We start from the raw sequence: 14577 nt of genomic DNA on the forward strand, positions 1-14577 counted from the left end.
TAGTGTTTCTTTTTACGATTTTTTATAGGGGGGACAAAATTGAATATACTTAACTTTTTGATGTCATCATTGAATTATAGGAAAATAATCCAACGAATACTTGAGTTATTCGGAAATAAAAAGAAGAACAATAAAGGATGGATTTGGGCTTCTTTACTAGGATTAGGAACAGTTTTAGGGTTATTGGCAACACGTAATTCAAGTATGCTGAAACCTATAAAACATACGTTCCAAGGTTTTCAAAATAAAACAAGATCATTTATTCCATCCAAAGTAAATTTAGCAAATATGGAATTTGCTGATGAAATTACGCCTAACAACCAAAAGAGACATGGTAATCAAACTAATAATCATCACCATTACAAGACAAAAATCCCATCAAAACAACAGTAAATAGATAGCCGGTTCTTTATCTTACAGGGAACCGGTTCATTTATGTCTAAACGTACAATCTTCTTTTTTGAAATGGTAATCCCTAATACATCCTTAAAGTAATCATTGATTTATACAAAAAACTGCAAATTATCATTATATATTTTTTATATCTTTTATAAAAATGAGGATACTACATTATGAAGAAATTTTTAAAGTTTAGCTTGATAGGAATATTAAATACATTTATCACAATTATTAGCTACATAGCTTTGATTAAAGTTGGTATTAATTACCTTACCGCTAACTGCTTTGCTTATTTAATTGGTGTTATTAACAGTTATTATTGGAATAAAAATTGGGTTTTTGAATTCAAAAATAAAGAGATATCATTATTTTTGAAATTCCTAACCGTAAATATAATTGTATTAACTTTTAATACAATTAATTTATTCATATTAGTTGATAAACTTTTTATAAATAAGTTTATCTCACAACTTGTTTCTATCAGTGTTGGTATGATAATGAATTTTTTTCTTAATAAACTTTGGACATTCAACAAACAAAATCATTTGCAATAATTTAATATATACCTACTGCAAGGAGGATAAAAGCTTGGAGCAACTTATTTCAATTATCGTTCCTATGTATTTTGAAGAAGAAGTAGCACAAGAATGTTATAATTGCTTAAAGTCTGTTATGCTACAAAATAATATTAATTATGAATTTATCTTTGTAAATGATGGTAGTACCGATCGGACGATGGAAATTTTAAAAGGTATTTCAGCCGAAGATTCTCGTGCTAAAATCATAAACTTTGCTCGTAATTTTGGACATCAAATAGCTGTAACAGCAGGAATTGATGTTGCTAAAGGTGATGCTATCGTAATCATTGATGCTGATTTACAGGATCCACCTGAAGTCATCCCAGAACTTATCGCAAAATGGGAAGAAGGTTATGAGGTTGTTTACGCGAAAAGAAAACGGCGTGATGGTGAAACTTGGTTTAAACTTGTAACAGCTAAATATTTCTACCGTTTCTTAAATTTCATGTCTGATATTAATATTCCTAAAGACACAGGTGACTTCCGTCTTATTGATTGTAAAGTAGCAGATGTATTCAAACAAATGACAGAACGAAATCGTTTCGTACGTGGAATGATGTCTTGGATTGGATTCCGCCAAACATATATTGAATACGTAAGAAATGAACGTTTTGCGGGTGAAACAAAATATCCCTTAAAGAAAATGATGAGATTTGCCTCAGATGGTATTATTGCATTTTCTACAAAGCCACTAAGAATGGTTATAACTTTAGGTTTAATTTCTGTATTAATTTCTATTGCAGTTTTAATATACTCAGTTATTGTTAAATTTATTGGACAAGATATTCAAACTGGATGGGCTTCACTTATGGTTGCTATCACATTCTTCAGTGGTGTGCAACTTCTTGGTCTTGGTATTGTCAGTCAATATATTGCTCGTATTTATGACGAAAGTAAGAATCGACCAATCTATGTTGTAAAAGAGACTGTAAATATAGAAGAGGATATAGCTGTAGACGATAAAGACAAATTGAATAAATCTTAAATATACTAAAAAGAATTGTAGCACGTGTATTTCACTGCCATAATTCTTTTCTTTATTTAAATTAAATAATGGCTGCAATCTAGTCTTTGATCCACTTAACTGTTAAGACTTTTCTTTTTTATAAAAATAATCAAAATTAAGAAGTAAATCCATTTCCCTCCGGTATTCTTCCCTCTTTCACACTTAAGTTTATACAAGAAGTTTCTTAATTTATATAAATCACAACATCTTATTAACCCAGGAATAATTTCTTTCGTTTAGGAAATTTTATAAATAAACTTTTTGAAATTTTTCGAGGTGTTTTCAATGTTTTTAAAACAGAATAACAAAGAAATAAAGTTACTGGTTTTTGCAGCAATCATACTCATTCTTTATTTGTCTCCTTTATTTATTCTTGGAGAAAATGCGCATATTCGCGTTCATGATAATCTTGATTCCAATCTGTCCTGGTATAAGGTTTTGGCAAGGAGCGGAGAGATAATAGGTCCGATTGATGCTACCATTCCACAGGTGATAAACAATCAATTGTCAAGAAACGCATTTAGTACGGAATTTAGTGGTATCGTTTGGTTGTATGCTTTTTTTCCAAATATGGTTGCGTATGCATTGAGTCAAACGATTACAAGAGTGGTTGCATTTATAGGGATGTATGTTCTTTTAAAACAACATTTTTTACCTAGAGAGGAATGGAGGGTCATTGCAGTAGGAGTTTCATTAGCTTTTGCTCTTACTCCTTTCTGGCCGTCAGGAATGCTTAGTACTCTCGGAATGCCTCTTGCACTTTGGGCATTTTTAAATATTCGAAAAGGAGAAAGGTCGTGGAAGAACTATTTCGTACTCACTCTTATTCCTCTATACTCGAGTATTGTTTTAGGTTTTTTCTTTTTTTTAAGCGGAATGGGAGTCCTTTGGTTAGTGGACTTAGTAATAAAAAAAGAATGGAACTTTCGTTTTCTTTTTTCAATTATTTATATGACGCTCATTTACATGATTGTAGAATATCGCTTAGTATCTTCCTTCTTTTTATCTACTGCACCTAACAGTAGAGATGAATATTTTCATGCAAGATTATCGTTATGGCGATCTCTCCGTCTCACATTGAAAAATTTCCTTCTAGGACATACCCATGTCATGACAGTCCATACATTTGTTATTTTACCTGTCATACTTATTGCGTTGTATTTTATTATTATTAAGAAACAATGGAAGCAAGAAAAAGTCTTTGTTTTTTTGTTTTTGTTTAACATAGCTTTGTCAATTTGGTATGCTTTTTGGTTTTATAAAGGTTGGCTTCCATTAACAAAACGTTTTCACATTTTAGATACATTTAATTTTGCACGTTATCATTTTTTACGCCCGTTAGTTATCTATGTTTTATTCGCTCTTGGATTAAAAGTTTTATGGTTACAAGGGAAAATATGGAGACCCACTGTAACAGGTTTTGTGATTGCTCAAATTATTTTGTTAAGCTTTTATAATGAGGAAATTATTTTTCAAAATAAACCTTCAGTAAAGGAATTTTTTGCAGAAGAACAATTCCAGAAGATAAAAGAGTATATCGATTTACCTTTAGAACAGTACCGTGTCGCTAATATTGGTTTACATCCTGCTATCGCTCAGTACAATGGATTCTATACACTTGATACATACAATAATTTTTATCCTCTATCGTATAAATATGAATTCCGAAAAATAATCGAGAAGGAACTAGCGAAAAATGAAACGCTTCGTACATATTTTGACGAATGGGGTGGTCGCTGTTATATTTTTACCGAGGAACTTGGAAAACACTATATGTTTACAAAAAAATCAAACAGACGCTTGAAAAATGTAGAACTAAATATAGAGCATTTCAAAAAAATGGGTGGTCGTTACATATTTTCTGCTGTCCCAATTGAAAATACAGCAGAAAACAATTTATCTCTTGAAAAAATATTTACATCAAAGACATCGGCTTGGGAAATTTATTTATATGAAGCAATATAGATACTTGAAATAGATTGCCTCTCTTGATATAAAATAATAAAAACCAAACAAATATTTGTTTGGTTTTTATTATTTTATATTAAATTGAACTACTCACCATTTAACATCCTAACAGGCCATTTGAAATAAAAAATTCCTAAGTAAAAAACAAGCGGTTTCTAATTGAGTATCCTCTTTTTTTTAAATTAAGATTCTTAACAGTATTTAAATCAAATTACATGAATTCAAAATTAATTGTATGCTTAAAAAGATTGACTAACAGGTTGGTATATATTAGCTAAAGTTTGCACTTCTGATTCTGGAGCTGTAGATAATGGATAATATCCTTTTTTGACCATATATTGCCATACATCGTATGCATGTCTACCACTATTTAAGAAAGCATTTTCTAAGAATGTTCTTAAGCTAGGGTTTGCACATTCTAATACAGAACCAGCATAATTTAAAGCTGCCGACTTTTGATTTAATAAGTATCCAGTTGCAATTGCTCGGTCATTAGGTGTTACTCCGTTTACATCCGGAGTAACAGGTGGCAACTCTTCAACAGGTGTTTTTAAGTAAGAAGATAGTACAGACGTTAACTTAGATGGCTGAAATTTTTCAATATTTGGTTCACTTTGACTCTGTACGAATTCAACTTTTAAATTATAATCCTGCACATGTAATGGAAAATGTTGTTGCAATAATTGTTTTAATTCTGGATCTTGTGCTTGCTGAATGTATGTACTCATCATGTTAATTGTATTATAACAACCAGCAATTAATTCACTTAAATCACGTAATTCATGTGTAGCTAATTGCATATTTTATTCCTCCTTTTTCACATCAATTCTATGTTTTACTAAAACAATAGAAATTATGATTAAAATAAAAATAAATTTTTATGAAAAATGAAAGATATAATGAATTTCAAAGAAATTGAACATATTTCTTGCTACTAAGATCAATTATAAAGATTGAAATACATATGGAATTAGTAACTTTTATTAAATTTTCGGGGTGATTCCATACATGCTCATGGTAGATGTAGACGGTAGTAGTTTGTATTACATAGTTAAAGGGGAAGGAACACATGTCCATCAACTTAGGCATTTAGACTATTTTTAAAGTTAAAAGCACGTTACTATTTTCTTATGTTAATGAGAAAGGGTGACGTGCTTTTTATGAATATGCAACAAAAACAAGAGTTATCTTTATTTGCCGAAGAGCTATATCGATATATGTCTCCCGCTACACTTAATTAATTAGCTATAGAAGCCCAGTTACGACACTTCTTCTGTACCAATACAATTAAAAAGGATTTAGTATTCACGAAGTTGCGAATCAGCTAGGCATTCTAACATCCTTACAACATTACTTTACACATATCCAAATCAACTGCAGTTAAAAAATAAAATGAAACTCTTATAAAGGAGCAATGGGGAAACAATGGGAGTTAAACAATTACTGTCAGAGGCACAACGAAATGAGTTAATGGATTTATCATGTTTAACAGAATGGAATTTGGTAACATACCATACCTTGAATAAGATTGTAAACATGTAAAACGGGATTTTACCAAGTCTACCAGAATTCAAAATCTTCTTCATGCTTTATATACATAAAGGATGCCCCCCCCCCCTTTATACAAAAAAGAAGCCCGTATATACGGAGCTTCAATAAAAAATAAACAAAATAAGTAGTACTTGAGCACAACTTGCTCTTGATTGACAGGTTATATAAAATAATAAGAAAGTATATCCAAATCAACAAAATAATATTTTATCAATACAAATCATTTACTTGTAATTTAAACGGTTTTAAAGGCCAATATTTACTATCGTTTGAGGGCTTTGCGTATGCATAAATCATAATTTCATCATTTGGCATATCATATCCCATATTATTATGAATGTTGTACAGGTGATCAAGAAGCTCTTCTTTTGTGCCATATGTAATTCGTGCTTGGTTTCCAGATAAGGTACTTTTCCCTGGTGTCACAGAGATTATTTCCTGTTCTCGATCAATTCTTTTTAAATAATCCCTATTTCCAGGATCTTCGATTGTAAAGATAATTTCATCATAGTATTTATTTTCAAATCTATTTGCTAAATTTTCAGCAAGAAATCTAACATTGCCGTTACTTCTTATTTCAACATTAACAGATGCACTACTTTGTTTACTTTTAATGCTTTTTTCTACTACATTATTAGAATAATTATTTAATGTACTTGTCTCAGCAGCAAACGTATTTCCCACACCAGACAGCATAATTCCTGTTGCTACTGTTCCCACTAATAATTTCTTGAACATTTTAACATCCCCTTTTATTCAGAATATTAATTCAAATTAATAATAACCATAAACAATTGTAATGTAAATATATGTAAAACTCCCTCTATTATTTATAGATTTTTCTGTAATTAATAGAAGTATGATCCAAAACACAATTAAGGAGATAATTTTATATAAATATTTTTTAATCTATTTATACAAAGAAAAATATTGTATTCAAAAGAATTATACAGTTTATAAAGGTATATCTTTATAAACAGAAAGGGATTATGTACGAAACATTGGAATATCAAGTTTATAAAGGTGATTAAGTTTATTTTATAAACGTTTTTTTCATTGAATACCTTTACAAACCTTCGTCTTTAATTAACTCCAATGTTGTATTCAAAATCTTTTCTTTCGTTGATATGTTTTCATTTTCCCTCAACTTATCTCCCCCCCTCTAGAATCCATAAATTAAACAATGTTTTAAATGTCGTTTAACTTCAAGGTATCACCTTCAATTTTTAAAGATAATTTAAAACCATCTATCAAAAACTTTTCAACTATATATCAGATTTTATTACTATAAAAAACGCATAATTGTATATTCATATTTTCAATAGTGCGTTCCCAACCCTCTTGAGAAGAAATCTGTTCCGTACCACTAAGTAGTTATCTTTCCAGAAAAAGAACCTGTTCTCAATGGAAAACAGGTTCTTTTTTGCTCAAAATCGATAGAATATACTACAACAGTATTGGTTCTTTAATTAATGGTAAATACCCTATACTCATAGCATAGTTTAATAACAAATTGATATACTCTTGATTTGGCTCTAAACAATGTACATTCTTCAAATATCCTTGCGTGTATAAACAAGATGGTATAGCTACTGATAGCTCTTCTACAGATTCTAATAAAGGCATTATGAGCTCTAAAGCTTTCTGTTCATCAGTAGTTAGATTCGTATTAAAAAACTTCTCTATATACTTCTCTTGTTTCATTAACAGGATATCGTATCCAAAAGCTTGTAAACTATTAATAAATTGGTCCCATTTAAGCTGATGTGGATTACAAATATGCATGGTTTTATTTACTGTATTGGCCTTATAAGATAATTCAGTAATAGCTAAACTTCCATAGTCTACAGGCGTTAAATCTACATACGTATTAACGTCAGGAGCTATGCTAGATAGGCATATCCCTTTTAATAATCTATAAAATGCGTTTTCATTAATATTGTATTGAAATTTACCTGTTTTAGAGTTACCCACTAAATTCCCCACACGGTATATCGTGGCACGAACTCCTTTTCCCATTGCTTCTCTGACCATTTTCTCGCTTTGAAACTTACTTTCCAGGTACAGATTATCTAAATTTTGCCCTCTATCAAAATTAGACTCAAAGAATTCAAATTCTTTTGGATCGCTTTCAGCCTGACCTACTACACTTAAAGTCGATATATAATGAAAACGTGCATTTGTGTTCTTAGCTAATTCCAATAAGTATTTTGTAGATTGAACATTTACCTTTTGAAAATGCTCACGTTCTCCATAGTGTCTAACTTCTCCACCACAATGTATGATTGACTCTATCCTATTCTTTAAATGGTCCAATTGCTTTGAATCTAGACCTAGATTCATCAAAGATAAATCTCCTTCAATTAATTCTACTCTCTCCTTCAACTTTTGGAGGATTTCTTTACCGAAATATAACTCCATTCTTTCTTTTAACTTTGCACCAATTACTTGATCCTCATTTTTTCTTACTAAACAGTAAATAGTCGTAGATGGTAACTGTAATAACCGTTCTAAAATATGTGCTCCTAAATATCCTGTTGACCCTGTAAGGAAAACTGTTTTTGGATAATTCACCATATCTAACTCACATTCTTCTATTTTAGTTGTTTCATAAACAGGAGTCGTTTTCGTTTCATTTTCCATACATGCTACATTCATATTTTTCTCTTTCTTGAAAGACATATCTTCCATCTTTTCAATATGAGAGGCTAATTTTTCTATGGTTCTATACTTAAAGAAATCTTGAATTTTCAAGTTAGGGTATAACGGTTTTAATTTGACTAATGCCGGCATAACTTTTAAAGAATGTCCACCCAAATTAAAGAAATCGTCTTTTAAACCTATAGATTTTACGTTTAGAACTTCAGACCATACCTTTGCAATGCTTTTTTGCACTTTAGTTTGAGGCTTAAGTATACACTCATCCTTTTGTTCATTATCAAACTCTATTTCTGGCAATTTTTCAAAATCAATTTTCCCATTCGCCGTTATTGGTATTTCTAACACATGAGAGTAATATTTAGGGATCATATATTCTGGCAATACATTTGATAAATGGAAAGCTACCTTATTTTTCTCTACCCCTATACCGTCCACTGTTTTATAATAAGCTTGCAGTAACATTCCATCTTTCGTTTGTGTTACCACAGCCTGACTTATCCCATCAAGTTGTAACATTGCATCTTCTATTTCCCCTAACTCAATTCTGTGCCCTCTAATTTTAACCTGCTTATCTTTTCTTCCCATAAATTCTATATTTCCATTTGGTAACCATCTTGCTAAATCACCAGTTCGGTATAATCTTTTGCTATTGTCTTCTGAAAATGGGTTTGAAATAAATGCCTGTTTTGTTTTCTCTTCCTGCTTCCAATACCCTTGGGCCAATCCTAAACTTTCAATATATAATTCACCTATAGCCCCTACCGGACAATGTTGCATATATGAATTCAATATATGAACCTTTGTATTAGAAATAGGAATACCAACTGGTATGCTTCCTAAAAGATTATTGTCGCCTTCTAAAACTGGTATGAAATAATACATTGCTGAAACGGTTGCTTCAGTAGGGCCATACTCATTTACCAACTGTACTTGGTTTTTAAAAGTATTTTGCCAACTTCTAATGGCATTTGTTGATGCAGCTTCCCCTCCCATTATTATAAATCTTAAAGAACGTATCTTTTCGCTATCCAGTTTAGTTAATGAAGTCGATAATTCATTGAAAAATACTGTTGGTAAGTCAGAAATAGTTGCTTGTGTTTCTTGAATGGCTTGTGCATATGCGACAGTTGAATAGCGCTGTTCATCACTTAATACATATAGTTCTGCCCCATTTAACAAGGTTGAAAAAATTTCCGATACAGAAGAATCAAAACTATGGGAATAAAACTGTGTTACTTTATCATTTGGAGAAATCTGAAATACTTCATTTCTCCATTCAACTAAATTTAATACTCCTTTATGCGTTAATAATGTACCTTTTGGTTTTCCTGTTGATCCTGAAGTATAAATTACATATGCCAAGTCATCTGGTCTATTTAAAATTTTCACATCATCATTTATAGTCGTACGATATATATCCTCTATTATTGAAACATTATAATCACTTACATTCAAATAACTTTTGTATTTATTATTCGTGATAATTCTACATGCCTCACTATCACGAACTATATAATTTATTCTATCCTCAGGGTATTTTACATCGATTGGTATATAGGCAGCACCGGCTTTTAATATTCCAAGCATAGAAACGATACTATTCATACTTCTATCTAAAAATATGGCTACCTTATCACCTCTTTTTATACCTTTTTCGAGTAAATGTTGAGCTACTTGATTAGAGCTCATATTTAATTGTCTATATGTTAAAGATTCCGTTGCAGTCGCTATAGCAATCCGATCGGGTTGTCTATTTACTTGCATATAGAATTGCTCCTGTATATTTTGAAAATAAGGATATGGTCTTTCTGTATGATTTACCTTTTTATATAAAGATTCTTCTTCCTGTGATAGGAATGAAAGATTTTCATATGCTACTGTTCGTTGATGAATAAAGGCGTCCAGTATAGTAAGTAAATTTTGAGTAAACCTATTAATTGACTCTTCCTTGAAAAGATTAATATCATACTCAAATGAAATCCCTACATAATCCAATCCTTCTTCAACAGCTAAAGAAATGTCAAATTTACTAATATCTTGTTTATTAGGTAACAATCGAAGCTTGTACGCATCATGTTGCTGCAGAATATCTTTCTGATAACTAAACATAGTAGAAAAGATCGGGTTATTTCCAAAGCTTCTATCAGGATTTATTTGTTCAATTACTTTATCAAATGGGTACGATTGATTTTGGAAAGAATTCAAACATTTTTCTCTCACTACTTGTAATAGCTGTGTTAAATTTTTCACATCATTTAATTGTGTTCTAATTGCTAGGGTATTTACAAAAAATCCTTGTATTTGTTCAAATTCTTGATGATTCCTTCCAACAACCGGTGTACCTACAATAATATCTTTTTGATCCGTTAGATAATGTAACAATTGAAAATACGCTGCTAAAAATAGCATATACATAGAAACATTCTCTTGTTCACATACTTGTTTCAAAGACTCTTTCATTTCATTATCTAACTTCATTTCAAATACTGTACCCTTATTTGTACTTTGACGATTCCTACTAAAATCTAAAGGAAGATTTAGTATAGGAAGAGGTGCTGCAAGTTCGGCCATCCAATAAGATTTTTCCGTATCCCACCGACCTAAATTTAACTGCTCCTGTTCCCACTCAGCATAATCTACATATCGATTAGAGATAGTTGGCAACTCAGGATTTCTACGTTTTGCAAAGGCACTATATACCTTCATTAATTCATCTAATAAATTCCTTACACTCCACTCATCTGTAATAATGTGATGTAAATTGATATATAAATAAGACTTTTTCTTATTCAGATTAAAAATTCTAATCCTAAAAAGAGGGCCATTTTCTAAATCAAATGGTGTATGATCCGTTTGATTTATTGTTGTACGTATATATTCTTGTTGTTCTTTTTTAGACATGTGTTCAATCTCATCGTGAATCAAGTCTATCGCTATTGAGTTTAAGATGACTTGTCTAGGCTCCCCATTTCTTTCAATAAACACTGTTCGTAGCATCTCGTGTCGTTCAACTAAAAATCTTATGGTATCTTGTAAAATATCCTTTTTTAAACTCGGCTCAATATATATGTGTAGTGGTGTATCATATACTCTATTAATGGCATTATACTTATTTAAAAACCAGATTCTTTTTTGAGCACTTGATAATTGATAACTTTCCTTATCTGCAACTTTTAATACTTGCTTCTCCTGTTCTTCCCTATCATGATTTACAGTCATTAATTTATCGATGTAAGCAGATAGACTAGCAATCGTTGTATGCTCAAAAATATCTCTAATTTCAATTTTTAGATGAAACTCTTTTTGAATTTGATTTAACACTTGCACAGCAATTAATGAATGTCCCCCAAGTTTAAAAAAGTCATCATCTCTGCCGATTCTATATTTCTCTAAATTTAAAATCTCTGCCCATGTTTTTGCCAATCTTTTTTCTGTTTCATTTATCGGTGGAACATATTGCTTCTGCATGTTTGCAAGTAAAGATGGGATTTGTAATTCTAATTTTTTTCTATCTAGTTTCCCGCTTGGTGATACAGGAAAACTTTCAAGGTGAAATACATAATTTGGAATCATAAAATCTGGTAAACTTTCACTTAAGAATGTTTTTAATGCATCTTGTTTTAGTTCTGTATTGTCTTTTGATAAATAAAAACTAACAATTTTGTCGTTTTGATAAGTGAATACTACAGCATCTCTCACCTCTGGATGTTTAAATAATGTTCCTTCGATTTCATCAAGCTCAATTCTATACCCACGTATTTTTACTTGATTATCTTTCCTTCCGATAAATTCTAAATTTCCATTCGGTAAAAGACGTACTAAATCTCCAGTACGATACATCTTTTTATCAAGATTTTGGGATTTATCAAAAGAAATAAACACCTCTTTTGTTTTTTCCTTTTGATTTAAATATCCGTTGGCAACTCCATCACCGCCAATAAATAACTCACCTACTACACCTGACGGACATAACGTATTAAACGGACTAACCACGAAAACTTCACTATTAGCAATTGGTTTACCTATTGGGATATTAGAGATTTCTTTTTGTATCTCACCATTTACTTCATACATGGTTGCACATACAGTAGTTTCAGTAGGACCATATGCATTAAGAACTGGAATCTTTAACCCTAATTTACTTTGCCATTTACGAACTGATTCAGCAGGTAAAGTTTCCCCTCCTACAAATACACGTTTTACAGATTTTAATTTAAGTAACATTTCTTTTGGCATATCAGCTATTAATTTAAAAAATGCAGTTGGTAAAACTACATATGTAATACCATTCTTTTGAATTACATTTATAAATTCCTCTGCTGAACGTTTTTCGATTTCAGAAATTAAATGCATTCTCCCTCCACATAGCAAAATCGGAAATATTTCCATAATGGAGGCGTCAAAAATGATCGTTGCAAATTGTAAAAACACATCTTCTTTGCCTAAATGAAATGTATTGATTACTGAATATGATAAATTAACTACGCCTTTATGTGGTACAACGACTCCTTTTGGCAAACCTGTTGAACCTGACGTGTAGATAATATAAGCTGCATCTTCTATGGTATGTGTAGGCGCAATATTTTCTATAGAATTAGCGTAATGAATATCATCTAGATAAATTGTATGAATTGCAAAACTTTCAATCAATCCTCTATATTCTTTCTTTGTAATAATCATTTGACTTTCGCTATCTTTTAAGATGTATTCTATTCTTTTTTCAGGAAACTTTGGATCAATTGGTACATAAACTCCACCTGATTTTAAGATGCCTAGAATCCATACAATGGTATCAATCTCTCTCTCCATTGTAATACTTACACGTTGTCCCTTTTTCAAATCATTTTCACGTAAATAATTCGCTATTTGATTTGACCTTTGATGCAATTCATAATAGGTAATGGATTTATCCCCCATAGAAATTGCTATTTGATTTGGCGATTTTAATGCTTGTAAATCAATTAATTGATCTAGTGTTTTTGAATGAGGATATGTAAGAGCATTTGAGTTCATTTCTTTGTATAGACGATGATCTTTCTCTAAAAGTAAATCCAATGAATGGATAGGTTCGTTCACATTCTTCATTAGTTTTTGTAACAAATATATATATCTTTCGACTAAATCACTAATACTCTCTGGTTTATATAATGCTGAGTTATAGTCAATCTCAATTTTATTCTCTGTTTCCCCTTCATATCTCATTATTCTCCAGGTCATGTTAAAAGGATTTACTCTTTTACAATCTGTTAAAACTGTTGACTCAATATCAGGAATTTTTAATTCCGGTATCTTCATCGTATTAAATGCTGTGGAATATACCATATTATGATTTGTATTTGTATTTAGATTTAAATCTTTTACTATATGTGAGTAAGGATTATGTTTATACGTAATAGCTAGATGAATAGATTTATTAACTTTATTAAGTATCCCCTTAAATGTCTCTCCCTTTTCTATTGTTATACGTATAGGTACTGTATTAACAAAATAACCAAAAGTATTTCGTTCTTCTGTATGTGGTCTAGTATTAATTGGAATACCAACAATTATTTCTTCAGCATTTGTCATTTGATGAAGCAAGGTACAATAAGTACTTAACATTACTCGATAAATACTTATATTATTTTTTTTAGCAAAACATTGTATTTGATAAAATAAATCCGAATTAATATTCTTACTTATATTTTTATCTGTGTATCTCTTTTCATTCATTTTATTAAAATCAATAGGAAACTCTGTAGGAGTTAACTCACCTTGTAAATAATCTTTCCAATACGATGATCCTTCTTTATATATTGCACTATCAATAAAACCCTCCTCATACTCTACGAGGTTCTTATAAGGAGATTCAAATTCTACATTCGTCTTCTCTTGAAGTAATTCACCATACGTATTAGATAATTGTCGGATGAAAACTCCTAAACTCCATCCATCGTAAATAATGTGATGAAACATTAAATGTAAAATAAATGTATCTTCACTGAATTTAATGATGTTGAATTTAAACAAAGGCCCCTCTTCTAAACTAAATTTCTCATTCACTATAGATTCTAAGAAATTTTTAAAAATAGATTTTTGTTCTGTGTTTTTAAAGGCAGTTAAATCCTTAATTGGTATATCAAATTCTACATTCTTTTGAATTAATTGATTTATTTTTTCATCCCTCTTCTTAAATATTGTACGTAGCGCCGGATGTGATTGCACTATTACAGTAAGCGCTTTCTCCAAAACCTCTATCTGAAGTTTTCCTTTTAGCTTTATTATAATCGGTTCATTGTTCATTCCTTTTTCTATTTCCATTTGATGAGCTATCCATAATGCTTCTTGGCCTACCGTTGCATCCAATTTTTCTACAATTTCATATTTCTCTTGTATTTCTTTCATATGAATTTCTCCTTTTATAAATATTTGAAA

General features: G+C 30.6%; 7 protein-coding genes and 2 pseudogenes. 5 read left to right on the forward strand and 4 right to left on the reverse strand.

Going from position 1 to position 14577, the window contains the following annotated elements; genetic code table 11:
- Positions 1–39: 39 nt before the first annotated feature.
- From AXW78_RS26660 to AXW78_RS26675, 4 genes are all read left to right on the forward strand, one after another.
- On the forward strand, positions 40–393 hold the full coding sequence (locus tag AXW78_RS26660) for a hypothetical protein (RefSeq protein ID WP_046946695.1): 354 nt from the start codon (positions 40–42) through the stop codon (positions 391–393).
- A gap of 179 nt (positions 394–572) precedes the next feature.
- Positions 573–953: a GtrA family protein gene (locus tag AXW78_RS26665; protein ID WP_046946694.1), complete on the forward strand. Its 381-nt coding sequence runs from the start codon at positions 573–575 to the stop codon at positions 951–953.
- Positions 954–987: 34 nt separating this feature from the next.
- Complete coding sequence (locus AXW78_RS26670; RefSeq protein ID WP_046946693.1) at positions 988–1962, forward strand: glycosyltransferase family 2 protein; 975 nt, start codon at positions 988–990, stop codon at positions 1960–1962.
- A 306-nt stretch (positions 1963–2268) separates the two neighbouring features.
- Positions 2269–3948, forward strand: coding sequence for a DUF6044 family protein (locus AXW78_RS26675; protein ID WP_081114053.1), 1680 nt, complete (start codon positions 2269–2271; stop codon positions 3946–3948).
- A 242-nt stretch (positions 3949–4190) separates the two neighbouring features.
- Here AXW78_RS26675 and AXW78_RS26680 read toward each other — a convergent pair whose 3' ends face one another.
- Positions 4191–4751, reverse strand: coding sequence for a spore coat protein (locus tag AXW78_RS26680; RefSeq protein ID WP_061884899.1), 561 nt, complete (start codon positions 4749–4751; stop codon positions 4191–4193).
- Between the two features lie 456 nt (positions 4752–5207).
- Here AXW78_RS26680 and AXW78_RS34550 point away from each other — a divergent pair.
- Positions 5208–5358: pseudogene (locus AXW78_RS34550) on the forward strand (transposase); the annotation flags it as partial.
- Positions 5359–5712: 354 nt separating this feature from the next.
- Here the strand turns inward: AXW78_RS34550 and AXW78_RS34985 are convergent.
- The 3 genes and pseudogenes from AXW78_RS34985 to AXW78_RS26690 all read right to left on the reverse strand — a co-directional run bounded on the left by AXW78_RS34985 (position 5713) and on the right by AXW78_RS26690 (position 14547).
- Positions 5713–6240 carry a hypothetical protein gene (locus AXW78_RS34985; RefSeq protein ID WP_061884900.1) on the reverse strand — a complete coding sequence of 176 codons (528 nt, stop codon included), beginning with the start codon at positions 6238–6240 and terminating at the stop codon, positions 5713–5715.
- A 334-nt stretch (positions 6241–6574) separates the two neighbouring features.
- Positions 6575–6649 (reverse strand): annotated as a pseudogene (locus AXW78_RS34020) (TetR/AcrR family transcriptional regulator); the annotation flags it as partial.
- Positions 6650–6948: 299 nt separating this feature from the next.
- Positions 6949–14547 (reverse strand): non-ribosomal peptide synthetase, encoded by a 7599-nt coding sequence (locus AXW78_RS26690; RefSeq protein WP_061884901.1) that lies wholly within the window; start codon positions 14545–14547, stop codon positions 6949–6951.
- Between the last annotated feature and the right edge of the window lie 30 nt (positions 14548–14577).

It is taken from the genome of Bacillus thuringiensis, assembly GCF_001595725.1.
Lineage (GTDB): Bacteria > Bacillota > Bacilli > Bacillales > Bacillaceae_G > Bacillus_A > Bacillus_A thuringiensis_K.

What these genes read in the sequence shown, in the direction of transcription:
- AXW78_RS26675 (WP_081114053.1), top strand. Translation starts at nt 2,269, where the DNA reads ATGTTTTTAAAACAGAATAACAAAGAAATAAAGTTACTGGTTTTTGCA.
- AXW78_RS26690 (WP_061884901.1), bottom strand. Translation starts at nt 14,547, where the DNA reads ATGAAAGAAATACAAGAGAAATATGAAATTGTAGAAAAATTGGATGCA.
- AXW78_RS26665 (WP_046946694.1), top strand. Translation starts at nt 573, where the DNA reads ATGAAGAAATTTTTAAAGTTTAGCTTGATAGGAATATTAAATACATTT.
- AXW78_RS26680 (WP_061884899.1), bottom strand. Translation starts at nt 4,751, where the DNA reads ATGCAATTAGCTACACATGAATTACGTGATTTAAGTGAATTAATTGCT.
- AXW78_RS34985 (WP_061884900.1), bottom strand. Translation starts at nt 6,240, where the DNA reads ATGTTCAAGAAATTATTAGTGGGAACAGTAGCAACAGGAATTATGCTG.